This window comes from Salinicola lusitanus (assembly GCF_038648475.1).
GTDB lineage: Bacteria > Pseudomonadota > Gammaproteobacteria > Pseudomonadales > Halomonadaceae > Salinicola > Salinicola lusitanus.
The window spans coordinates 3,769,211-3,793,483 of record NZ_CP151919.1; the positions used below are offsets into that span (position 1 = coordinate 3,769,211).

The window sequence follows — 24,273 nt, forward strand, 5'->3', positions numbered from 1 at the left end:
GCAGAGTGACCCAGCCCTCGGGCTGCCACAATTAGGCGATCGTCAAGCTAGGCTTCGTCCATCGCGAACGCTAGAGTGGCCGCAACTTCGTCGCCAAACGGACACCCTCACCATGAAGCGGCTCGACTTCATCACACTCAAGCTGTTCGTCGCCATCGCCGACCTGCGAAGCCTGACCCGCGCCGCCGAACGGGAGCACCTGGCCCTGGCGGCGGTGAGCAAGCGCATCAGCGATCTCGAGACCCAGCTCTCGACCACCCTGCTCTATCGGCGCCCGCGCGGCGTCGAGCTGACCCCCGCCGGCCATGCGCTGCTCCACCATGCCCGCCACATGCTGGACAGCCTCGACCACCTCAACGCCGATCTCAGCGAGTACAGCGTGGGAATCCGCGGGCATGTGCGGCTGCACGCCAACACCTCCGCGGTGATCGAGTTCCTGCCCGACGACCTGAGCGACTTCACCTGGCGCTATCCGCAGATTCGCATCGACATGCAGGAACGCCTGAGTCACGAGATCATCACGGCCGTCCGCGACGGCCTCACCGACATCGGCATCTTCTCCGCGCACATCCCCGCCGACGGCCTCTCGATCCAGCCCTACCGCCGGGACCGACTGGTGCTGGTCACCGCCCGGGACCATCCACTGGCGAACCGGCAGCGGCTGGCGTTCGCCGAGACCCTGGATCACGACTTCATCGGGCTGGAGCAGGACTCGTCGCTCCACGCCCTGCTGCACCAGGATTCCCAGCGACTGTCCCGGCCACTGCGGATGCGCATCCAGGTGCGCAGCTTCGAGGGCATCTGCCGCATGATCGACCGGGGCATGGGAATCGGCATCCTGCCCGCCCGGGCCGTCGCCGCCTATCGGGAGAGCCTATCCCTGGCGACGGTCCCGCTGATCGACGAGTGGGCGGAGCGCGAGCTGGTCATCGGCGTCCGCGACCTGGACGCACTGCCGCTGATCGCCCGCCAGATGGTCGACCATCTGGTCGGCGCGGGGACCCGAGAGCTCGAGGCCAGCGAGACCCGAGCCGGCGCGGTCGCTGCGACGAAGGTGTAAACCCTTCGAAAAGCACGAAGCCTTGCTTGCCCAGAAACCAATTTTTCCCGTCGGCGCCCCTCGCTACAGTCCTCTACCGTCTGCTGTCGTCCCCTCCCGATGACAAGGCACAGCAGACAGGTCTCCCATGCCAATCGATAACAAGACGAAGAGGAACGCGCCAATGATCAAGCCTCAACTCAAGACGCTCATCGTGGGCGGTCTGCTCTGGAGCGTCGCCAGTGCCTCCCAGGCTTTCGAGCAGAGCGGAAAGGTGGACTGCATCGCTCCCGCCAATCCCGGTGGCGGCTGGGACTTCACCTGCCGCTCCGTGGGGCGAGTGCTCAGCGATCTCGACCTGGTCGATGGCAACGTCCAGACCATCAACATGCCAGGCGCCAGTGGCGGTGTCGGTTTCTCCCACGTGGTCCAGAAACGGGCCGGCCAGGAGAACCTGATCGTCGCCGCCAGCACCGTGACCACGACCGGCCTGGCTCGCGGCCAGTTTCCCGGGATGGACGCCGGCATGGTCAACTGGATCGGGACGCTGGGCGCGGACTATGGGGTCATCGCCGTTGCCGCCGATTCGCCCTACCAATCGCTCTCCGACGTCATGCAAGCGCTGAAGGAGAATCCCAGGGCGCTGACCTTCACCGGCGGCACCGCGACCGGCGGATGGGATCACCTCAAGCTGCTGATGGCGGCCGATGCCGCGGGCGTCGACGATCTGGCGCGCATACCCTACCTCGGTTACAACGGCGGGGGCGAGGCGGTGACCCAGACCCTGGGAGGCCACGTCGATGCCTTCACCGGCGACATCTCGGAAGTGATCAGTTTCATCGAGTCCGGTGACCTGCGCCCCCTGGCGATCCTCTCCGAGGAGCGCCTGCCCGGCAAGCTGCAGGAGTGGCCAACGGCGCGTGAGCAGGGAATCGATACCATCGCCCCCAACTGGCGTGGTTTCTACATGCCGGCAGAGGTTTCCGACGACGCCTACGCCTGGTGGGTCGACACCATCGACACGCTCTACAGCAGCGATGAGTGGAAAAGCGTCATGACGCAGAACGGCCTGATGCCGTTCGAGATGCATAGCGAAGCCTTCACGACGTTCGTCAACGACCAGATCGCCCAGATCGACGATATCTCGCGCCAGATCGGGCTCTCTCGGTAACCGGCCGGACATTCGGCGCTGGCGGGCACCGCCCCGCGAGCGCCGCTCGCCGCTCGCCGTATCGCCGAGCCAACGACGGCCCTGCCGGAGAAAATTGTCCCACCCGACGAAAGTTGTAGCCAGAGCGCCTAAGCTGGAGGAAGTCGACAACAGCAACAACAGGCTCCTCCATGAAGGCATCAGTCATCGATACGACGATGGCGGCGTGGCTCGATGCGCTGCCATTCTGGCTCACGGCGGCGATCATCGTCGTCGTCACCATCGCCGCCCATGCCCTGCTCAAGTACGTGCACTTCCGGCTGCGAAGACTCGGCGATAGCCGCCACTCCCTGCTCGGTACTACCGCCAAGGCCGTCCATCCGCCGCTGGTGGGCGTACTCTGGGTCTACGGACTCTTCGGCGCGGCCCACTTCCTGGTTCCGAACGCCGTCGAGGGCCACGCGCTGATCATGACGGTGGCGCACTTCTGTGCCGCCTTGCTTGGCGTCTGGCTGTTGATTCGGCTATGCCGGCGGCTGGTCGCCACCATGGATCGCTGGGGGGATTCGCGGACCTCGATACTGGAACGTTTCCTGGTTCCGTTCATGGCGCGCTGCCTGGCCGCGCTGATCCCGATCTTCGTGCTGTTTTCGCTGTTCCCGGTTTTCATCACCTCGGCCCGCCTCGACGCGGCGCTGCACGACCTGACCAGCCTGATACTGATCGGCAGCATCGCCGGGGTGCTGATTCACGGGATCAACATCAGCGAGCGGGCATTGAGCGAGCGCTACAAGTTCGATGACGAGGATGCGGTCGCGCGCAAGGTGCACACGCAGATCACCGTGCTGCGAAAACTGATCAATTTCATCATCGTCATTCTGGCGCTCGCCTCGATGCTGATGGTGTTCGAGAAAGTCCGCCAGCTTGGCGCCAGTATCCTCGCCTCCGCCGGGATCCTGGGTGTGGTGCTGGGTTTCTCGGCGCAGAAGGTACTGGGCAACCTGATCGCCGGCATCCAGATCGCCCTCACCCAGCCGATCCAGCTGAACGACTCGGTCATCGTCGAGGGCGAGTGGGGCTGGGTAGAAGAGTTGACGCTCACCTACGCGGTGGTGAGGACCTGGGACTGGCGCCGGGTCGTGTTGCCGATCACCTATTTCGTCGACCACCCCTTCGAGAACTGGACCCGCCGCGACAAGGATCTGATCGGCGTCGTCATTCTCTACGTCGACTACCACCTGCCGATGGAGCCGCTGCGGGCCGAGTGTCAGCGAATTGCCGAGGCCTCGCCATTCTGGACCGGGCGCGTCTGCAAGGTGCAGATGCTGGAGATGACCGAGCGCAACAAGCAGCTGCGTGTGCTGATCAGCAGCAGCGGCGGCCCCAATACCTTCGATCTACGCTGCGAGATCCGGGAAGGACTGATCGACTTCATCTGCGCAAACTACCCCGAGTATCTGCCGACCCTGCGTCTGGACGTGCCCCAGCGCGACGGCGGCAGTACGCCGCCGGACCCGGCGACGACGAGAGCCGCGGAGACCGACGACTAGGGCAGCAGGATCGGGCCGGCTCAGTGATCACTCCCGGCGGTAGACGTCGTCGAAGCGCTCGATGTCGTCCTCGCCGAGGTAGCTGCCGCTCTGGACTTCGATCAGCTCCAGCGCGATCTTGCCGGGGTTCTCGAGACGATGGACCACCCCCAGCGGGATGTAGGTCGACTGGTTCTCCTCCAGCAGGAAGGTCTCCTCGCCCCGCGTCACCCGCGCCGTACCGCGCACCACGATCCAGTGCTCGGCGCGATGGAAATGCTTCTGGAGCGACAACCGGCCACCCGGCCGCACGCTGATCTGCTTGACCTGATACCGCTCGGCGGCATGCACGCCGTCGTAGCTGCCCCAGGGACGGTGGACCCGGCGATGCTGATCCCACTCGGTACGATTCTGGCGCTTGAGCGTCTCGGCAACGCGCTTGACCGCCTGCGAGGCGTCGCGATGCGCCACCATCACCGCATCCGGCGTCTCGACGATCATCAGGTCCCTGACGCCGATCGCCGCCACCAGTCGGCTTTCGCTGTGGATCAGGCTCCCGCTCACGCCGTCGACGATCACATCCCCCCGCAGCGCGTTGTCATCCTCGTCCTTGGCGGAGATTTCCCACAGCGACTGCCAGGAGCCGACATCCGACCAACCGGCATCCAGTGCCACCACGCTGGCATCCGGGGCGTTCTCCATCACGGCATAATCGATCGACTCGGCCTCGCAGGCGCTGAAGGCGTCCACGCCCACCCTGAGGAAATCGAGATCGACCTGGCGCGCGTCCCAGGCCGACTTCACGGCCGCGAGCATGGCCGGCCGCTGGCGCTCGAGGGCTTGCAGGTAGCGATCCGCCCGCATCAGGAACATGCCGCTGTTCCAGAGATAGCGGCCGCTAGCGAGGTAGGAGTGCGCGGTCTCTGCATCCGGTTTCTCGACGAAGCGCCGAATCGGCACCGCGCTATCGGTGCTCGGGGTGTCAGCGGCCTCGATATAGCCGTAACCGGTTTCCGCCCGCGTCGGGGACACGCCGAACGTCACCAGCCTGCCCTGCTCCGCTGCCGCCCGCGCCGGCGCGATCGCCGCGGTCAGCGCCTGCGGGTCGGCCACCGCGTGATCGGCCGGCAATACCAGCATCAGCGCATTGTCATCCCGGCCAATGGCCTGTAACGCCGCTAGGGCAATCGCCGGTGCGGTGTTGCGCAGCGCCGGCTCGAGCAGGATATCGCCGGTCACACCCGCCTCGCGCAACTGCTCGGCCACCAGAAAACGATGCGCATCCTGGCAGACGACGATCGGCGCCGCCGTCGACAGCGAATCGAACCGCGCCAGTGTCTCTACCAGCATGCTGCGACGCCCGGTAATGGGCAGAAACTGTTTGGGGTGACTCGCGCGGGACATCGGCCACAGACGCGTGCCAGCACCGCCAGCCAACACCACGGGTATGAGCATTCCGGCCTCTCCTTCGCGCTCGCTTGTCGGGTTGGGCATGGTCAGACGCTCAGTGCGCCGGACGGCCGCTGATACGCAGCGAATCACCGCGACCCACCGCAAAATAGAGCAGGCCGGCGGCCCGCACCTGCTCGGGCTCGAACAGGTTGCGGCCATCCACGATGACCGGGGTCCGCAGCGTGCGCTGAAGATGACCAAAATCCACCGTCCGGAAGGATTTCCATTCGGTACAGATCACCAGCGCATCCGCTTCCTGCAGCGCTTCGTCGCGCCCCCCGACCAGCGTCAGATCGGCGCGCTCGCCGTAAATGCGTCGACACTCCTCCATGGCTTCCGGGTCGTAGGCCCGAACCTTGGCGCCAGCGGCCCAGAGCGCTTCCATCAGGTGGCGACTCGGGGCTGCGCGCATGTCATCGGTATTGGGCTTGAACGCCAGCCCCCAGACCGCCACCGTCTTGCCGTCCAATTGGCCATCGAACGCCTGGCCGAGCTTGTCGAACAGGGTCGACTTCTGGCGGTCGTTGACCGCCTCGACGGCATTGAGCAACTGCGGATCGTAGCCGATCTGGCTGGCGGTCCGCGCCAGCGCCTGCACGTCCTTCGGAAAGCAGGAGCCGCCATAACCGCAACCGGGGTAGATGAAGTGATAGCCGATTCGCGGATCGCTGCCGATCCCTCGGCGGACCTGCTCGATATCCGCGCCCAACCGCTCGGCGAGGTTCGCGATCTCGTTCATGAAACTGATCTTGGTCGCCAGCATCGCATTGGCGGCGTACTTGGTCAGCTCCGCGCTGCGCACATCCATGAACATCAGTTTCTCGACGCGCCGGTTATAGGGCGCGTAGCACTCGCGCATCAGTGTTTTGACTTGCTCCGAGTCGGTGCCCACGACAATACGTGCGCCGTGAGTGAAATCCTCGATGGCAGCCCCTTCCTTCAGAAACTCCGGATTCGAGCAGACATCGAAGTCGAGCGCGACGCCGCGCTCGCCCAGGGTCCCACTGATCGCCTCGTGAACCCGATCCGCAGTACCGACCGGCACCGTGGACTTGTCGACCACGACCTTGTACTCGTCCATGTGCTGGCCGATGGCCTTGGCCACCGCCAGCACGTACTGCAGGTCGGCACTGCCATCCTCGTCCGGCGGCGTGCCCACGGCGATGAACTGCAGCGTGCCGAACGCCACCGCTTCCGCGGCGTCGGTGGTGAACAGCAGTCGCTGCTGACCGACGTTCTCGGTGACCAGCGTTTCCAGCCCGGGTTCGTAGATCGGAATCTCGCCCTGCTTGAGCCGGGCGACCTTCTGTTCATCGATATCCATGCACATGACGTCATGGCCCGCATCGGCCAGACAGGCTCCGGTGACCAAGCCGACATATCCGGTACCGAAAATCGTGATTCGCATTGCTGTCCCTTCAACCATCGGATGAAAAAAGCGCGAGCCGACACACCGTTTTCCTGCCTACGCGTCGCACTCGCCACTATACGATTGTGGCCTATGGTAATCGGTTTTCGACGGCGCGGCGCGGGTCGGCGGGTGAACGCCAGTAAAGCGTGACCAGCCCTCCCACGATCAGATTGTGGACATAGATGCCAGTCCAGAACGAGAGGTAGGACTCGAACTGATTGACGATCAGCCAATAGCAGAAGAATGCCACCGCGAACAGCGCCACGTCGTTGGGCATGTCGCCCCGCGACCAGGCTCGCCAGGTGACGGTTCCGACCCAGGCTATCAATCCGATCATGCAGGCCAGCCCCAGGAAGCCGTAATTGACCAGCGTCTCCAACAGGAAATTGTGCAGATGCCCAAAGTGGCTTTTCACGTACTCCGGCAACCAGGGCGTGTGCTCGATCACCAGCTCGCGCCCGTTGCTGCCCCAGCCGATCCAGGGCCGTTCGGCGATCCACTGGGTGGCCGCGACCCAGGAGTGGATGCGAATGCCGATGCTGCTGTAGGGCAACGTATCCAGTCGCCCCGACAGTAACTGCGCGATGATCTGGTCTTCCGCCAACGCTCGGTCGGTCAGCACATGGCCGAATAGCATCGTGACGACTGTACCCGCCAGAATCAGCCCTGCGCCGATGCCCACGGTCAGCCGATTCAGCAGCCGGACCCGATAGCGTTTCTTGGCGTAAATCCCGAGCACGAACAAGACCACGACCAAGGAGAGGAGCAGCGCCAACCAGACGGCCCGAGTCTGGCCGAACAGAATTCCCACCAGCACCATCAGCATCATGCCGAACCAGACGCAGGCGCGGCCCCTATGAAACCCGCCGGACCAGCAGAACCGTCGGGCAAAGACACAGAGCCCGAGTAGCGCGACACCGAACAGCATCGAGGCATGCTGATTGTTCTGGATACCGAACCCGACACGCTCCCCCTGCAAGCCGAGGACCCATGATTCACGTCCCTCGGGATAAACAACCGTCGTCAGCAGAAAGGCTACCAACGCTAGCCCCCATACCCAGAAGAGATGACGTAGGCTTCCTTTCAACCACCAGGCGATGGCGATGAAGATGAACAGCTTTGCCATTCTTTCCGTATCGGGGTTGGGTCTGGCCCATTGCGGATGATCGGCGATGGCGAGCCACCAGCTGACGAGCTGGACCAGGCAGATCGCCACCAGCAGGACCAGTGCCCCGCTTTTTCGCCGCCATCCTCCGAACACCAGCAACGAAGCCAGACCCAGGAACGCCATGTAAGGTTCGATGACATCCTTCAGCGAATGCGCAGCGATTCCCAGGGCGGCATAGACCAGCACCAATGAAAAGCCCAACCACCAGAGCCCCCTAGGGCAGTACCAACCCATCCCTTTCCCTCACACTTCTCACTCGAAAAAGAAAACGCCGCAGTGGCGGCGTCACAAACTCACCCATCTCGAAACGACCCTTCACGGGTATCGTGCGGCTAACTCGGCCTCAATAGGCGTGGGGATTCGTGAATCCCCGAAAGAACGTCAGCAGAATGATTTTAAGATCGAGCCACAGCGACCAGTTCTCGATATACCAGAGATCGCACTCGATTCGCTTGTTGAGATCCGTATCGCCGCGCCAGCCGTTGATCTGGGCCCATCCGGTAATGCCGGCCTTGACCATGTGCTTCTGCATGTAGCCCGGTATCTCGTGCTTGAAGCGCTCGACGAAGATCGTGCGCTCCGGCCGCGGGCCGACGATGGACATGTCTCCACGAAGCACGTTGATGAACTGCGGCAGCTCATCGAGACTGGTCCGCCGCAGGAAGGCGCCGAAGCGGGTCGTCGACTTGTTTCTCGCCCCGCCCCAATTCACACCGGCTTGCTCGGTATCGACATGCATGGAGCGGAACTTCAGCATCCAGAACGGTCGCCCGTTCCAACTGACACGCTCCTGCCGATAGAAGATCGGACCCCGGGAACTGGCTCTCACGCCCAAGGCCAGGATCAGGAGCAGGGGCGCAATCGTTACCAGGATCAGACTGGACAACACTACGTCCAGTATGCGCTTCTTCATTCGCCGCCAGCCCGTCATCGGCGAACAGCACACGTCGATGAGATGCTGCCCGGCGATGACCGATGTGCTGTGATTGATCAGACGCAGATCCGACAGGTTCGGCATCAGCCGGATATTGGCAGTGACCGTATCCAGCGCGTCGATGATGCGATGCGCATCATTCCCGCGTGACAGCGGCAGACATACCCAGACTTCGTCCTCCTCGACCGTGATGCGTCGTCCGAACTCGTAGTTATCGACAACGCCCTGGTATTTCCCGAGTCGCCGGCGGAGGCCGTAATCCAGGACCAGAACCCGAGCGACATCGAACCCCTGCCCGGGGTCCCGGCGCAGGGCGTAGAAAGCGTTGCGACACGACGAAGCGTCGCCGATCAACAACACCTTGCGCTGGTTGCGGCCATGCTTGCGCAGCCGGGTGATCAACGGATAGGCGAGCCCGCGGGCGCCCGTGGAAAGCGCGAAGGCCAGCAGCATCCACCCCAGCAGCCAGATACGCGAGTAGTCGAACAGTTGGAACGCGAACATCACCATGGCAAGTGCCACGCCCCAGGCCAGATAGCCCCCAAGGAGCTTGGCGACCATGGCCAGCCAGCGACGCCCCCGCCAGGAACGGTAGAGCCCGAACAGCGGGAACAGCCAAAGTTGGATCAGACCACCCACCAGGAGCGCCCATTGGTAACGCTCGTAATGGACGACCACGCTATCGAAACGCCAGGCATAGGCGATCCACCCGGCCAGCAGCACGGCACAGAAATCCGCCCCGCGAGACAGCAGCGCCATCAACCAGTCGTGACCCCGGGGCCGCGACCTCTCCTCTGCAGGCGACATTATCCTCTCTCCATCCTCACGCTTCCGATGAGAACAGCGCTCATCCGTCAGTCGCCGTCACTAGTGACCGACAGCCAGAACTCGGCCGCCGAGCCTAGAACCCCCGTTTCACCTTCAAGGCGTCCCAACGCTCCAGCACGAACGCCTCCATTTCCCGATCGAAGCGTTCACGCGAAAAACTCTCGGCATGCTGCCGGATTTCGGAGGCGCCGAATGATACCCCTTTTGTCTCGAAATTTTCGACCGCTTCACGGATTGATTCCGGCGTCTGGCGATCGAAGTGGAAGCCCGTCTTGCCATGCTGAACGGTTTCCAGCGCGCCACCGCGCGCATAGGCAATCACCGGCGTGCCACAGGCCTGCGCCTCGATCGGCATGATGCCGAAATCCTCTTCGGCGGCGAACACGAAAGCCTTGGCGCGTTGCAGGTAGCCACGGAGCTCCGAAAAGGGCTGATGACCGAGAAAAGTGATATTGGGCGTCAGCATTCGCCGAATCTTGTCCTCCTGGTCGCCCTCCCCGATCACCACGAGCTGGCGATCCGGCATCCGGGAAAAAGCCTCTACCACCAGGTCGATGCGCTTGTAGGGGACCAGGCGTGACGCAGCCAGATAGAAAGTCTCCTTCTCGGGCACCAGCGAAAAATCATTGACGGCGACATTCGGATAGATGACATCGGCATCGCGGCCATAGACCTTGCGGATCCGCCGACCTATATAGCGGGAATTGGCGATGAAATGGTCGACGCCATGCGCGGTGCGTACGTCCCAGATACGAAACCGGTGCAGCAGATAGCGCGCGAGCCACCCTTTCAGGCCACGGCCCATGCCAGACTCGTTCAGATACTGGTGTTGAAAATCCCATGCATAACGAATGGGGGTATGACAGTAGCAGATATGAAGCTGATCCGGCCCGGTGAGCACCCCCTTGGCCACCGCATGGGAGCTCGATATCACGACATCGTAGGCAGATAGATCGAACTGCTCGACGGCCAGCGGCATCAGAGGCAGGTATTTCTGATAATGCTTCAGCGCGCCAGGCAGCCGGGCGATGAAAGACTCCGTCACCCGGGCCTTTTCGAACCCGGTTCCCTTGAACGCTTCGCGATTGAAGACACAGGTAAAGACATCGGCTTGAGGGAACAGCCCCAGAATGGCTTCCTCGACCTTCTCGGAACCGGCGTACGAGACGAGCCAGTCCGATATCAGCGCAACTTTCATTGGGAACCCTCTTTTTCAGTCATCTCATGCCTGACGAGATCCAGCATGCTGGAAGTCCTGGCTTCGTAGGTATATTCGCGGGCCAATTGCTGACGGGCCTCGATGCGCTCGGCGCTGTTCTCCTTGAGGGCACGATCGACCTGATGCACGAAATCCTCCTCCCCTCTCGCCGTAAAGACCATTTCCTGGAACTCGGCCAACGCTTCCAGCCTCGTCGCGACGACCGGCTTTCCTGCAGCCAGGTACTCGAAGAACTTCATCGGGAACATATTGGCGGTGTATTCGTTCAGCAGGCTGGGCAGGATCGTCACATCGAATCCCTTGAGGATGCCCGGCAGGTCGGCGTAGGCCGCCGGCCCCGGAAAGTGGACATTGGGAAGCGCTTCGAGACGGCGGATGTCGGTATGGGGATCGCCCTCCCCGATCTTGCCCACCAGGACGATCTGGTAGTCCGGGCGGGTGAGCGCCAGATGCTCAAGCAACGGGAAATCCACCTTATACCCACTGATCGCCCCGACGAAACCGATCACCGGCCTGTCGAGGCGCGCCACGATGGGAGAAACGGGCGTCGAGGGCTCGCTCGCCCGGGAGAAGTGACGATAGTCGGCCACGTTGGGGAAGAACCACGTCTTGTCGTTCCACCGCTGCCGGGTCTCGAAGAGCTTTGGCGCGGTGACGAACACCACGTCGGATTCCTCCACCAGTCTCTTCTCGGACTCTTCGAGGATGAGAACCGGCATATCCGGCTGCGCCTTGATCTCGTCGACACAGTGATAGATGAGAAATCGGTATCGGGAAACATCCAGCAGGCGCAGCGTCAGCGGATTGTATGTCCAGAGCACGGGGTTTCGGAATCCATGACATCGCGTCAGCAGACGAATCATCAGTCCCAGAGAGAACCGATTGATGCGGCGCACGAGAGAAAATCGCTGCAGCGGTATGACGATCGGCGACCAGACGATCACATTCTCCTCGACATGCCTGGGCCGTGAGAAGAAAGACTTCAACCTGGCTGCGATACGCTTCATGTCGGAGCGATTGAAACTGGGTTGGCGCAATCCCAGCGAATTGATGTAGAACACCCGATGCCCTCGCCTGGCCAGCTCACGCGCGACATGCTGCTTGTTGGTCCAGAACGGATTGTCCCAGTCTGCTGTCGACAACATCACAATGTCGAACTTCTCCATGACCACTCAACTCCTGACGTTACGCTGCTTGGCCAGATCGACGATGCACTGACGGAAGGCAGGTATCACTAAGACGACGATAGACCAGTAGATGGCCGCGAACAGCGCGTTGCAAAAAAGGCGCGACAATTCATGGTCGGGAGCTGGTACCCACCGGCCACACAGAAGATATCCGCAACAGGCGACGGCCAGGATGGGCAAGTAACGTCCAATCGATTTCGCGAGACCACAGGCCCAGACCGTACCGAGGAACAGCAGCAGGCCGTAGACGGCGTTTCCCAACCCCAGGGTCCAGGCACCCAGCCATCGGTAGAGCAGCAGATTGGTGATCACGTTGCCGAACAGCGCAGCCGCCATGATCCACAGGACCTGGCGATTGCGCATTTTGGCGTTGAGCGCCTTGATCAGCACGTACCCCACCACCTGGGCCCAAAGCCCGATTGCGGCGCCTTGCAGAATGGCCGCCGTGGTAGTGGAAGAAACCGCATCGAACGCTCCCCGGGCGTAGACGACATCCACGATCGAACCCGCGTTGTCGTAGAGGAACAGGCTGCCGGGCACCGCGACCAGCAACAGCAGCATCGTGACCCGCCGCAGCTGCCGGTCCAGCGCCTCTCGACTCAGCACGCTCCAGCTCGACAGACCGACGTAGGCGATCGGCATGGCGAGAAGCAGGATGATCGTCTCGGTGACGAAGCGCGAATAGTCGATCGCCGCCACGGCGGTCAGGCTGATCATCGAGGCGACCGCCCGTTCCGTCACGATATTGCCCTGAAGCATGACGGGCAGCAGCAACAGCGGCCTCAGAGTGAGCCAGAACGCCCGTGCGACCTCACGCAACTCACCCAGCTGCCACGCCTCCGGCCATCGAAGACTGCGGGTGACGATCGCCCGATACAGGCTCCAGCCAAAGAGCCCCATGTAACTCGCGGTGAACCCCCAGGCCAACCAGCTGACGTGGCCAGTGAAATAGGCCAGCAGCACCCCCGCGATCATGCCGAGATTCTGGATGGAGGGTCGCAGCGCCATGGGCACGAAGTCATCATGGGCCATCGCCTGGAAGATGAAGATCATGCTCCAGAGATAGAAAGGCACGCCCAACGCCATGATACGCAGCAACTCGACGGCAGTGGTCGTGGCGACGGAACCGAGTCCCGGCGCCAGCGTCTCCACCCAAAGGGGAGCCAGTACCGCCAGCCCGTAGCCGATGGCGACGGACAACAGCGTGAACAATCCGAGAATTTCCCAGAGCAGGACGATCGCCTTGTCGGGGGACTCGACAAGATAACGCTTGTAAAGCGGGATGAACGCGGCATTCAGGCTGTCACTGGTGAAGAAGTTGACAGGGACCAGCGTACCGGTCTGAGCCACCCGGTAAGCACCGGCCGTTGCGCCGGTTCCGAAACAGGCTGCCGTCAGGACTTCACGAACCGCGCCCAACAGTTTTGAAAGGAGGTTGCCGCTGAAGACTTGAACAATGGCTCTCATCATGCCCAGTTCCCCTTCCACCAAGCGAGAACCTGCATGTCATAGGTCGACGGAAATTTCATCTTACTATCGGTTCGCTCTGTTGCGTTTGTCGCAACTAATTTTATGAAAGAGAGCAATATAGGAATCAGCCACACTCGACCAAGCGTACTGCCTTGCCGTCGATATTGCCTTTTCACCCATGCGACTCACAGCAGAGGGAACATCAATAAAGTACTTCACTTTGTCAGCTATATCTTTTGGATCTCGAGTTATTTCAAAACCATTATGACCATCGTGCAAATATTCACTTATCCCACCAACCGGGCACATCAAAACCGGCAAGCCACAAGCCATGGATTCAACCCCAACCAATGCCCAAGTCTCATAGAAAGATGGCAGAACAAAGAGATCACACATATTTAGCAAAGCAGCGACATCCGACCTCTGCCCCAAAAACTTGACCCGGTTTTCGACAGCCAATTTTTCCGCAATCTTCTTATATTGGTCTATTTTAGACTGGGACCCGCCTCCCACCACGACAAGCTTGACGTGCTTCGGCAACAACGCCAAAGCTTCGATAACCAGTTTCAATCCTTTCCTATCAAACTCATGCCCAACAAAAATCAAACATAGGTCTTCCAAATCCAACCCAAAACTCAGCCTCAGGCCACAACTATCCTGGGGCAGGCCAGGCCGGTAAACATCCAAGTCGATACCATTGGGTATCACAACCACCTCACTTTTTATTTTTGGATAAACCTCAAGAAGCTCTCGTTTTTCACGATCACTAAAACACACAATGACAGAGTGAATATTAAAATAAAATCGAAGCCACTCCCTCAACAACAAAAATAAATGAAAAGGGTTTCTAACAATAATCCTAAACCTATTCTCTGAGCGCTTCAACATGGCCAAATGGAGACCATGGTTTACGTAGACGTCACCATAAAGCACATCGGCATGGCACAGAACAATAGATTGGTCACTTGATTTCAAAAATCGCCTTCTTGCCCGAAACGTACCAAAAACCGTAAACTGGACAACCTCCTTCATTAACTTTATTTTGCTAAAAAAAATCGACCTGCCCATCGGCTCTTTTTTCGATTTTCCGAGAGTGAGATTCCGAGTCTCTATCCCTTTTCTTTTGAACTGGATACCAAGATTGTAGGCAACGCCATTGATCCCTCCACCAGGCCCTATATCCCTGACAATTTGAACGACAGACAACGGCAGCTTAGAAAAATTCATAAATCACCAGTAAAAAGACAACGGTATCGCTCCAGAAGATGCACCCACAATTAAAAACAATATCAACAAACGCCTTTTAGAACTGATTTATAAATCCGCTCAAGAACTTTAGACTGGCACTTCATTTCAAACCTGTCCTGTACCATGACCTTCGCATTCAGCCCCATGCGGACATTGATTTCATCGTCCGCGACTAGCTCTAGAAGGTATTTCTTGAGATTCGTGACGGATTTTTCCTCAACGAGAAACCCCGTCTCCCCGTGAACGATCACTTCCGGTATACCACCGTGATGGGTGCCGACCAGAGGGATTCCCATGGCTGCCGCCTCGAGCAGCACCATTCCGAGACCTTCCATGTCTCCGGTTGCCGCCTGGATACTGGGCAAGGCAAGGACCGAGGCACCGGTCAATCTGGTGAGAACGGTCTCGTGTGGAAGCGAACCCAGGAAATTGACCTTCCCGTTCAGCGTCAAGGAGTCGACGAGATCCTTGAGCTCCCTCTCCAAAGGACCCTCGCCGATGATCTCCAGTTCACAATCCGGCATTTCCCGAAGCAGCTCCTTGAATGCCAGAATGAGGTAACGCGTGCCCTTCTTCTCCACCAGTCTAGCGACATGAACTATCTTTTTGGCCCCGCCGACGGGCGACCTGGGAGGTATCAGGGCTGAGTCAATCCCCGTGTAGTGGACGAATGTCCTCTCCTCGGGAAAACCCAGCGCCAGCACACGATCTCGGATGTAGTCCGAAACGCAGAGAAAGAGATCGCCATCCCGAGCCAGCTGCCTTCGAAACAGCAAATAGTGATACCACGCGGGAGAACCCGATGTCAGGAGTCCTTTGCGGTTGGTCGTGGCGTCAAACCCATGAAACGTGGTGACCAGCGGCACGCCAAGCCTTCTAGCCAATGGTAGCGCGTAGACGGCATCCACGCCGAAGTGGGCATGAATGATGTCGACCGGCCCCTCCCTCAGCAGGCGAACGTATGCACCCGGGTAGCGAGTCAGTGCATTGACCGTTTGATGCCCCCGCGCGACGGTTCCCTGCGAGCAATCCAGTGATAGATACCTTGCGCCCTCAGGCGCTCTACCCAGCAGTTTCCTGCCGATATAAACCGGTTCGAAATGGGTTAACGCCTGTGCCTGCTGAGTTATGAAAGGTTCGGAAAATTTAAACAATTGATTCCGAAATATGCCCACTCGCTTAAGCTGCACTAGCGCGCTTCCTTTCTGATAGATTGTCGATGCCGGCAATGATGACAGCCAGTAGCGTCACCTGATGAGCATCGCCAAGGAGCCCGGTGTTATCTCCCATGCCATGCACGGTCAGCCAGACCCATGCCCCCGTCAACGCCATCGCCATCCTGAGGCCATGTTCTTTTTCACGATTTTTGCCGATCGCCGAAAGGGAAATACCGCTCCAGTACAATAACAACAGAGCCGCAAAAACAACCGAGAGCGCCCCGCTTTGGCTCCAGAGATAGATAAAGGTATTATGCGGGGGAAAGCCATCGCGCAACTCGATCCCCTCCTCGCCCAGTCTTTTGACGTAACTGGAAAACCCCTGCTGCCACCCCCCGTACCCTTGCCCCATGAGAGGTCTTTCTTCGAACGCTTCCAAGCCGTATTGCCATATCAGCAGTCGGCTGTTCATCGAATCCTCGGCATTATCCAATGTCTCGCGCGGGCCCGGTTCGTCCGAAGACGGCGGAGACGCGGAGGGTAACATAGGAGCTAGGTTAGTTTCCTGACTCGTAATCTTGCCGACGAACTGTTGTGGAATCGGGCTGTAGAACAATATCATCATTGAAGCCACCATCACTCCCAGCGCCAGAGCCATTTTGGCGGCCAGGATGTTTCTCAGGACGAGAGCGACTACCAGATAGACGATGGTCAGGCCGATCAAGATAACCGTCGCCGTCTTCGATCCCGTCGAAAAAACGGCAACGAGCAGTGGAAGGCTGATGCCCCAAGCCAGCCGAGGGCGCCTGATACAAGCCAACGTACAGAGTGAAAGCATACCCAGGTAGCAGCTTGCCACGTTGGCGTTGACGAATATGCCGCCAGCTTTCACTGGGTCGAAAACATTGTTACGGATGCTGCCATCGGCCAATCCCTGCTGCACATTGGGGTTGATGAAAATACCACTCCACCCGGATAGCAGGAAGGTATCCTCCAATTCCGGAAAGATTCGACAAATGATGACGAATCCTGCCAATAGAAAACATCCTATGAAAAAGTTCCACATGGCCGGCTGCTTTTTGAGCCTTTCCCAATCACAATGCTTTGCCGCTAAAAACACGACGATAAAGACTGCCTCGTAGACAATGACTTTCACTCCCATTGCTTTATCGACTGACCCTGTAAGAGCAAAGCACTGCGTCGCCATCAAGCCCATCAAGAGTAGAACCGTTCTATCCCTGACCAGCTCTCTGAATCGAATTATTAGCTCAGGAAATAGTAGAACGACGGCCACGAGAGCTAAAGGAAGCCACATCCCCATGACTTTCACGACAAAAAACTGGGGCAAGGATAATAGTAAAACAAAACTTAGCCGACTTTCGAGGCTAATCGAGGATGTCATGAGCGGAATCCTTTCCACTGCGGGGTTGAATTAAAGGAAAAGTATTCGGCCGAACTTTTAGCTACCGCTCACGCCATACAAAGGCAGATAAATTTCAGAGACACGTAGCAATTACAACACCATTATTCAACCACTCGATTTTAGAATATTTTTTTATATTCCATCAGCGTGCTCAACATCTTGTGCACGCAGCGCTGGCTCAAGGCGTATTCCTGCATCAGATGTTGCAAGCGATCCTTGAAATCAGAATCTTTTTGATCCACCGATACCTGCTCGGATCGGCTGGGCCCGCCATCCAGCTCGCGCAGGGCTTCGGCAAAGGCATCATCAAGTTCACGGAACTTACGAATCTTCTCACGTTCATTCATGGTGCGTGGCATAGTGATTTATCAGGAAACCCTATCAATAAAAAGAGAAATCGACACATCGTCAGCGCTACCACCTTCTGATAGGCACGAAAGAGTCACTATTTGCCGACAGAAGATTAAGCATTTTGCCATTGACACGGGCCTGCTCAGTCTAGCGAAAGACACCCGAAAAATCACCATGCCTGCACTTGGTCGGGCCAGGAACCAAGAAAGCGGGCGAGCAAAGCAACGAGCGAATCAATAGTGGCGTGCGGATAGTGACTTGGGACGGTCGCGTCCAGCATCGCCAGGAACGGCTCCCGCCTCGCCTTGGCCAAGCCCGCCAAGCCCGCCAAGCCCGCCAAGCCCGCCAAGCCCGCCAAGCCCGCCAAGCCCGCCAAGCAACATCATTCGAGCCCGATTCGACCGTTTCGAGGGCGTCTCGAACATCGATCGCTAAATTCTGGTCAATGCGCTCTCGCGATGGATAGAAAAAGATGGCGTAGCGCCGGGGGCCCCGCACAGCCGCTGACCAAGTTCGCTCCTCTTACTGCAAATGCGTAGAGCCATGTCACACGCTCGTGTCGGATTGGCGTTTACCCTGCGGCCTGGAGCGAGACGCCACCTCGCCTGCCCGAAGGTAGCGACTCATATGAAGGACAATGAGTAACATTAGGTAATCAATAGAAGTCTTTTGTTGCCCGGGTTCTTGCCGTCAGCTCTCCTACACCGCCGGAATCCCCGCAACCATGCGGCCTCGCATTGAGGCACTCCCACCAGTACCGAATCACTACATCAAAAATTTCTCAGACGAGGCTAAAGCAACATCGGGTAGCGCCGATAACTGGGTCAACGGCCACGGGGCCGTTGCAGCAGGATCCGGCACCACCTGCCACCGCGCAGCGGATCAGGCCCAAATTGCCCTCTCAAGTGAGAAAGGAATACGACAATGGCAGTTATCAATACCAACATCACCTCCCTGATCGGTCAGAACAACCTGAACAAGTCTCAGGGCCAGCTTCAGACCGCGATGGAGCGTCTCTCTTCCGGCCTGCGCATCAACAGCGCGAAGGACGATGCTGCCGGCCAGGCCATCGCCAACCGCATGACCTCTACCGTCACCGGTCTGACCCAAGCCAGCCGTAACGCCAACGACGGCATCTCTCTGGCCCAGACTGCCGAAGGCTCGCTGGATCAGATCAACGACAACCTGCAGCGTATCCGTGAACTGACCGTACAGGCTCAGAACGGTACCAACAGCGCCCAGGACATCGACTCCATCCAGAAGGAAGTCAACCAGCGCTTGGAAGAGATCAACCGCGTTACGACTCAAACGTCCTTCAACGGAACCAACGTCTTCAAGACCAACGCCAGCGATTCTTCCTTCAGCATCCAGGTCGGTTCCAAAGACGGCGAGACCATCAGCATCACCATCGGCGGCGCCAGCGCTTCCGGCACCTCCAGCACTGGCACCTCTGGCTGGAACATGTACACGAGCACCGCAACTGCAGCCGGAGCTTCCGTCAACGGCGAGGCTCGCGCTGTCAGCACCAACGGTTTCGACGTGCTCGCCACCAGTGCACTGGCCATTCTGGACAACAAGCTCAACAACGTTGACAACGAGCGTAGCAACCTCGGTGCGGTCCAGAACCGTTTCGAGACCGCTATCGACAACATCACCACGACCTCGACCAACCTGTCTGCCGCACGTTCGCGCATCGAAGACGCCGACTATGCGGTCGAAGTCTCCAACATGACACGCGCCAACATCCTGCAGCAGGCCGGCACCTCGGTCCTGGCCCAGGCCAACCAGTCTCCGCAGAGCGTTCTGTCACTGCTCCAGTAAGCGCGCCGAGGCGGTAAACGAGGCCGGCAATATGCCGGCCTTTTTACGTTTCGGTTCACGACGATAAAAGGCTTGGAGTGACATCACTTCGTCGCTTCGAATCTCTTCGAGTGTGGGAAGCTGATCCAATCCTCGTCAGCACCACACCGGAATACGGATTCTTATGAGCCAGAGTCTTCAAGCCCCCGCCTCCCGTCAAAAACAGTTCATGGATCTCTACCGGCAGGGCAAGCACAAACTCGCCATGACGGAAGCCGAGAAACTGGTCCAGAACTATCCCGAGGATGCTTTTGCCTGGAAAGCACTGGGCAACTGCCAGCTGCAGATTGCCCCCGATGAGGCCAAAGAGACACTGGAGAGAGCTTATGCGCTCGATCCCGATGATCCCTTAACGCTGACGGCACTGGCACGAGCCTGTTTCATGGCGGGAGAGAAGCAGCGAGCCCAGGCACTGCAGGCCCGCAGTATCGAACTCGATTCCGGCAATGCCCAGGCCCATTTCAACATGGGTCATATGCTCTACCAGATGGGCTCCTATTCGGAGGCAGAAAAGTTCCTGTCAAAAGCCGAGGAGCTGGGCCACTCCCCCGCAGAAGTCCTGGCCATGCGCAGTGTGATCCTCTCGCTCCATTTCAAGTTCAAGGAAGGGCTGGAGGCACTGAATCGTCTTTATACGTTGAGGCCTCAAGACCCCACAGTGCACAACACGCTCGGTAACTACCACAAGGACATGGCCGACTTCAGAAAGGCCGAGTGGCATTATCGAGAAGCCCTGCGCTTGAGACCCGACTATTCGGGTGCTTACTCCAACGAGATCCTGACCAAGCACTATGATCCGGAAGCTTCGGCAGAGAGCATCCTTGAAAAGTCGAAAAAGTGGAGCGCGCGTTTCAAGCCGCCCCAGGTCTTCGATCACGGCAAGAAGGATACGTCCCCCAATCGCCGGTTGAGAGTGGGTCTGTTGTCCGGGAACCTGCGCGCCCATCCGGTCGGCTGGATGATCAGTAGCGCCCTCGAGCAGCTCCCTGAAGACATCGAGCTCCATGCCTATTCCGATGCCGACGCCGGAGACAATGATCCGATTGCCAAACGCATCAAGCAGGCCTGCGAGTGGCATCCCGTCTATCACTTGAATCATCGCCAACTCGCCGAAAAGATCTTCGAGGACGACATCGACATTCTGATCGAGCTCGCCGGACATGGCGGTCTCAACCGATTGCCGACCGTCGACACGAAACCGGCTCCCATCATTGTCAAATGGGTCGGCATGCAGATCAGTAGCATGGGCATTGATGCGTTTGACTACTTCCTGAGTGACAGTCATGAAACCCCGGCGGGCGTCGACCACCTCTATACCGAAAAGCTCATCCGGCTGCCGGACGACTATATCAGTTATCAGCCCCCGGGCTACAAGCCCGCCATTACCGCGCTACCCTCGCTCAGCAATGGCTACATCACCTTCGGCTGCTTCAACAATCCTGCCAAGGTCAACGACACTCTGCTGGCCGAGTGGGCAATTCTCCTGCAACAGCTGCCGGGTAGCCGCCTATTCCTGAAAGGCGGTCAGTACAGCAGCGACGAGGTGTGCGAGCGCGTGCTCGCGACGCTGGAAAGACACGGCGTCGAGCGGTCGAGAGTCCTGCTGGAGGGCCCGTCGCAACACAAGGAGTTACTGGAGAGCTACAACCGTGTCGATATCGCGCTGGACACCTGGCCGTACTCCGGCGGACTGACGACATGCGAAGCTCTGCTAATGGGCGTTCCCGTGGTCACCCACACCGGCCCGACTTTTGCCGGCCGCCATAGCGCGACCCATCTGTGCAACGCCGGCATGCCGGAATTGGTGACGGACAACTGGGAAGACTACCGCAAACGTGTTCTCGACCTCGCTTCGGACCTACCGAGTCTGGCAGTGATTCGAGCAGCGCTACGCACCTATCTCGAACAGTCGCCCATCTGCGATGCCCCTCGCTTTGCCAGAAATCTGCACAAAGCCTTACGAGCCATCTGGCAACGCCACTGTGAAGACAAGGCACCGGCAGCCCTGACTTTCAACAAAGGTGGCCAAGCCTGGTTCGAAGATGAGGCCAAGCCCGTCAAACTGCCTGCATCGCTTCTAAAGGAGTTCGATTGGGATCTGGAGAGCCCAATCACGATTCTGGACAACGGCTGCAATATCGTCAGACGTGGCGACATCAAGAACTTGCTAGGCACTGGCAACGTGGCAATGCTGGTCTTCGATCCCGCCTGTGAGCTCGATAATGCGAGTGAGCTTTCTCAATACGGCGAATTAGAGCATCTACCGCAGGTCACTCTTGGCGATGGACATCCAACCCCGGTGATACTCAATGATACGGGAGAGAAACCCGCAACCCTTGAGCCATTGAAAATCCCTGATACCGTCAATCTTGAGACATTCGATATCGCCAGCGTTTCCTTGGACAGCATCGAAGGGCTGGAAAGCATCGATTTGTTGGCGCTGGATGATCGGCACGACAACCTGGAAATCCTTGAACATGGCTCTCAGGCTTTGGCGGAGGCGCTCGTCCTGCAGATTCGGGTAAGATTCAACCCTATTTATAAAAGACAGACAGAATTAGGCCATCTGATTCAGTGGGCCGATGAGAACGGGTTTCAATTCTATCGCTTTCATTCAGCCTCATATGCTGTCACTGAACAGGATAAATCATCAATCCCAGGTTTCCGGGCGTCCCAGTTGATCAGCGCTGATGCATTGCTGATACCAAATGACTCTCGCCTATCTACCTTAAGCGAGGCGCAGAGAAAGAAGCTGGCGTTTCTTGCCGCTGGTCTTTACGGCATTGAAGACTTCAAGGGCTTGTTACCATCTTTTAATAAAGAAGAAAATATCCCCGACAGTCTCAAAATGCTAAAAGAAAATAACAAAGGAGGACCGCTCACTCCCAACGACATTATTTCATTGGTAAGTGAAGAAGATCCTCTGGATCATGAAAAGGGTGCTATCGTAGTCGGCCTGACAGACAACCTGAATCGATTCGATGCAAGCGCGGTCGATAGCTTGCTTGAAAGCTGCAGAGATCTGCTTGAGTGGCAACAGAGCAATAATGCCGCATTCTTCATTCTCACACATGCACTACTGTCGAGAAAGGAAGACTTAGATGACAGTGAAAAATCAGCATCTCTAAGAAATCGATTGGCAAGGGTCAAATGGGAGCACAAAGGGCCACTCTACGACTACTGGCTATCTCAAGAGAATGTGCGAAACCATCGGACTGAGTTCGATATATCGGCTATCATTATAGCAAACCGATTCAAACCAGAAATTGTAAAGAACCTTTCAAAACTTCGTGAGGAAGGTGGAAATAAATTACAGATCGTTTTTGTCAATAACGGCTGCCCGGACGAGGAGTTCAAAGACATAGAGCCTTGGGTAGACACTTGGTTAAAAACCTCTGGAAACGCAGGTGCATATCTAGCGCGCAACATTGGCGCACTGTACAGCGAAGCCCCTATCCTTCTGTTTGTCGATGATGATGGCATCCCTGAACCGGGCTTCATTGACAGCCATATCAGAGCCCATGAAAAATGGGATATCGTCTCACTGCGAGGCGTTTATCATCAGCCTTCAGGGTTGACTGGACCTAGCCACTACTACCCTTGCGACAAGCCACTCCCGGCTCCTCCGGAGCTGGAGGGTAATGCTTCATTTTCAGCAAAGCCATTCTTCGAAATAGGAGGCTGGGGAGACTACATACTGTTCGGCCATGGCGGCGTGGATATCTCATATAGACTGATTCAAGCGGGATATTCTGCCCGCAAACAGGCTTACGACCCTGGTCCGGTGTTGATTCACGAATATCTTCGTGGTCAGGACCATGCCAAAGAAAAGATCCGCAAGCAGGCCGACTCATGGGTATTGCTGAACGCTTTGCACTCCCAGATTTCAAAGCATTTTTCTCTTCTTCAGGAGGCCAAGAGTCAAGGGCTCATCAGTCGGGACGCCGTTACTCGGGCATCATACGCAGAAGATGCTCGTACTCATCCGAAAATTGATAAAAACACCTCAGAACAGCAAAGTGATAGCAGGGATACCCTGATAGAACCCAAGGTCACCTTACCTCCAGAAGTAGAAAACTACATTACTGAGCTATACCAGAAAAGCTCTGTCATTCTCGAGTACGGGAGTGGGGGCTCCACGATCATCGCTGCTAAAATGCCCAATAAGCATATTACGTCAGTAGAGAACGATGCTGCTTGGGCCCGAAACATGGATCGCTATATCGAATCAGCCGATCTCTTGTCGCGCCCAAACATCATGCATGTCGATGTCGGCGAGACGGGCCTTTGGGCAAAACCCAAAAATGATGCAAAATGGCGCAATTTCCATCGATATCCCACTCAAGCGTGGCATCACGATGACTTCGTGCACCCAGATGTTGTTCTGATCGACGGCCGGTTTCGGCGGGCGTGCTTTATAACGACTTTCCTGATGATCGAGAAGCCCACCATCGTGCTTTTCGATGATTATACAGATCGACACTACTACCACGAGATCGAAAGATTGGCAGAGCCAACGGAGACCGTGGGCAGGATGGCACGATTTGACCTCGTACCTAGCTCGCTACCCAGAAAACACTTGGCATGGATTTTGGAAAATTACAACAAAGTTGCATATGGAGCATCGTAGTAACGATAAAGTTATTTTGCCGGAACCAACTCCATTGAATTCCGACGAACCAAGGCCGGCTCAGTAAAGCCGGCCGGGGCCGCATATTGAGGAAATGTCTAAGCTCACCCAAAAACTGTTTAAATCTTGAACAAAATGATAATTTGTAATTCTAGTCGAATATCAAAACTGATGAGCCATTCAGCTCACTCGGGTTCGACGCATCTACGGGTTTCTT

Annotated in this window: 16 protein-coding genes; 5 read left to right on the top strand and 11 right to left on the bottom strand. The window is 57.9% G+C overall.

The genetic code is table 11. The features are described 5' to 3' along the window. The first annotated feature begins 112 nt into the window (after positions 1 to 112). The 3 genes from AAGT95_RS17060 (at position 113) to AAGT95_RS17070 (ending at position 3,739) form a co-directional block, all read left to right on the top strand. Positions 113 to 1,060 (top strand): LysR family transcriptional regulator, encoded by a 948-nt coding sequence (locus AAGT95_RS17060; protein ID WP_110599463.1) that lies wholly within the window; start codon positions 113 to 115, stop codon positions 1,058 to 1,060. A gap of 163 nt (positions 1,061 to 1,223) precedes the next feature. Then, positions 1,224 to 2,210 carry a Bug family tripartite tricarboxylate transporter substrate binding protein gene (locus AAGT95_RS17065; protein WP_342594582.1) on the top strand — a complete coding sequence of 329 codons (987 nt, stop codon included), beginning with the start codon at positions 1,224 to 1,226 and terminating at the stop codon, positions 2,208 to 2,210. Between the two features lie 170 nt (positions 2,211 to 2,380). Then, positions 2,381 to 3,739 carry a mechanosensitive ion channel family protein gene (locus AAGT95_RS17070; RefSeq protein WP_342594583.1) on the top strand — a complete coding sequence of 453 codons (1,359 nt, stop codon included), beginning with the start codon at positions 2,381 to 2,383 and terminating at the stop codon, positions 3,737 to 3,739. A 27-nt stretch (positions 3,740 to 3,766) separates the two neighbouring features. Here the strand turns inward: AAGT95_RS17070 and AAGT95_RS17075 are convergent, their stop codons facing one another. The 11 genes from AAGT95_RS17075 to AAGT95_RS17125 all read right to left on the bottom strand — a co-directional run bounded on the left by AAGT95_RS17075 (position 3,767) and on the right by AAGT95_RS17125 (position 17,574). Further along, positions 3,767 to 5,173, bottom strand: coding sequence for a mannose-1-phosphate guanylyltransferase/mannose-6-phosphate isomerase (locus tag AAGT95_RS17075; protein WP_342594584.1), 1,407 nt, complete (start codon positions 5,171 to 5,173; stop codon positions 3,767 to 3,769). A gap of 49 nt (positions 5,174 to 5,222) precedes the next feature. Continuing rightward, positions 5,223 to 6,578 (bottom strand): UDP-glucose/GDP-mannose dehydrogenase family protein, encoded by a 1,356-nt coding sequence (locus AAGT95_RS17080; RefSeq protein WP_342594585.1) that lies wholly within the window; start codon positions 6,576 to 6,578, stop codon positions 5,223 to 5,225. Positions 6,579 to 6,669: 91 nt separating this feature from the next. After that, on the bottom strand, positions 6,670 to 7,950 hold the full coding sequence (locus AAGT95_RS17085) for an O-antigen ligase family protein (protein WP_342594586.1): 1,281 nt from the start codon (positions 7,948 to 7,950) through the stop codon (positions 6,670 to 6,672). Positions 7,951 to 8,092: 142 nt separating this feature from the next. Next, the gene (locus tag AAGT95_RS17090) at positions 8,093 to 9,490 is read right to left on the bottom strand and encodes an undecaprenyl-phosphate glucose phosphotransferase (protein WP_342594587.1); all 1,398 of its coding nucleotides are present in this window, start codon (positions 9,488 to 9,490) and stop codon (positions 8,093 to 8,095) included. Positions 9,491 to 9,584: 94 nt separating this feature from the next. Beyond that, positions 9,585 to 10,709 (bottom strand): glycosyltransferase family 4 protein, encoded by a 1,125-nt coding sequence (locus AAGT95_RS17095; protein ID WP_342594588.1) that lies wholly within the window; start codon positions 10,707 to 10,709, stop codon positions 9,585 to 9,587. After that, positions 10,706 to 11,896: a glycosyltransferase gene (locus AAGT95_RS17100; protein WP_342594589.1), complete on the bottom strand. Its 1,191-nt coding sequence runs from the start codon at positions 11,894 to 11,896 to the stop codon at positions 10,706 to 10,708. The genes AAGT95_RS17095 and AAGT95_RS17100 overlap by 4 nt, the downstream gene beginning before the upstream one ends. Positions 11,897 to 11,902: 6 nt before the next feature. Further along, positions 11,903 to 13,387 (bottom strand): murein biosynthesis integral membrane protein MurJ, encoded by a 1,485-nt coding sequence (murJ, locus tag AAGT95_RS17105; protein ID WP_342594590.1) that lies wholly within the window; start codon positions 13,385 to 13,387, stop codon positions 11,903 to 11,905. Positions 13,388 to 13,450: 63 nt separating this feature from the next. Beyond that, the gene (locus tag AAGT95_RS17110) at positions 13,451 to 14,614 is read right to left on the bottom strand and encodes a glycosyltransferase family 4 protein (RefSeq protein ID WP_342594591.1); all 1,164 of its coding nucleotides are present in this window, start codon (positions 14,612 to 14,614) and stop codon (positions 13,451 to 13,453) included. Between the two features lie 62 nt (positions 14,615 to 14,676). Beyond that, the gene (locus tag AAGT95_RS17115; protein ID WP_342594592.1) at positions 14,677 to 15,789 is read right to left on the bottom strand and encodes a glycosyltransferase; all 1,113 of its coding nucleotides are present in this window, start codon (positions 15,787 to 15,789) and stop codon (positions 14,677 to 14,679) included. Positions 15,790 to 15,814: 25 nt separating this feature from the next. Then, entirely contained in the window at positions 15,815 to 17,194 is a 1,380-nt protein-coding gene (locus AAGT95_RS17120) for an O-antigen ligase family protein (protein WP_342594593.1), read from the bottom strand. Positions 17,195 to 17,334: 140 nt separating this feature from the next. Continuing rightward, positions 17,335 to 17,574 (bottom strand): hypothetical protein, encoded by a 240-nt coding sequence (locus AAGT95_RS17125; protein ID WP_240612329.1) that lies wholly within the window; start codon positions 17,572 to 17,574, stop codon positions 17,335 to 17,337. A 916-nt stretch (positions 17,575 to 18,490) separates the two neighbouring features. Between AAGT95_RS17125 and AAGT95_RS17130 the strand changes: the two genes are divergently transcribed. Both AAGT95_RS17130 and AAGT95_RS17135 read left to right on the top strand, forming a co-directional pair. Continuing rightward, positions 18,491 to 19,387, top strand: a complete 897-nt coding sequence (locus AAGT95_RS17130) for a flagellin (protein ID WP_110599439.1) — start codon at positions 18,491 to 18,493, stop codon at positions 19,385 to 19,387. Between the two features lie 163 nt (positions 19,388 to 19,550). Further along, positions 19,551 to 24,056, top strand: coding sequence for a CDC27 family protein (locus AAGT95_RS17135; protein WP_342594594.1), 4,506 nt, complete (start codon positions 19,551 to 19,553; stop codon positions 24,054 to 24,056). The last annotated feature ends 217 nt before the right edge of the window (positions 24,057 to 24,273 follow it).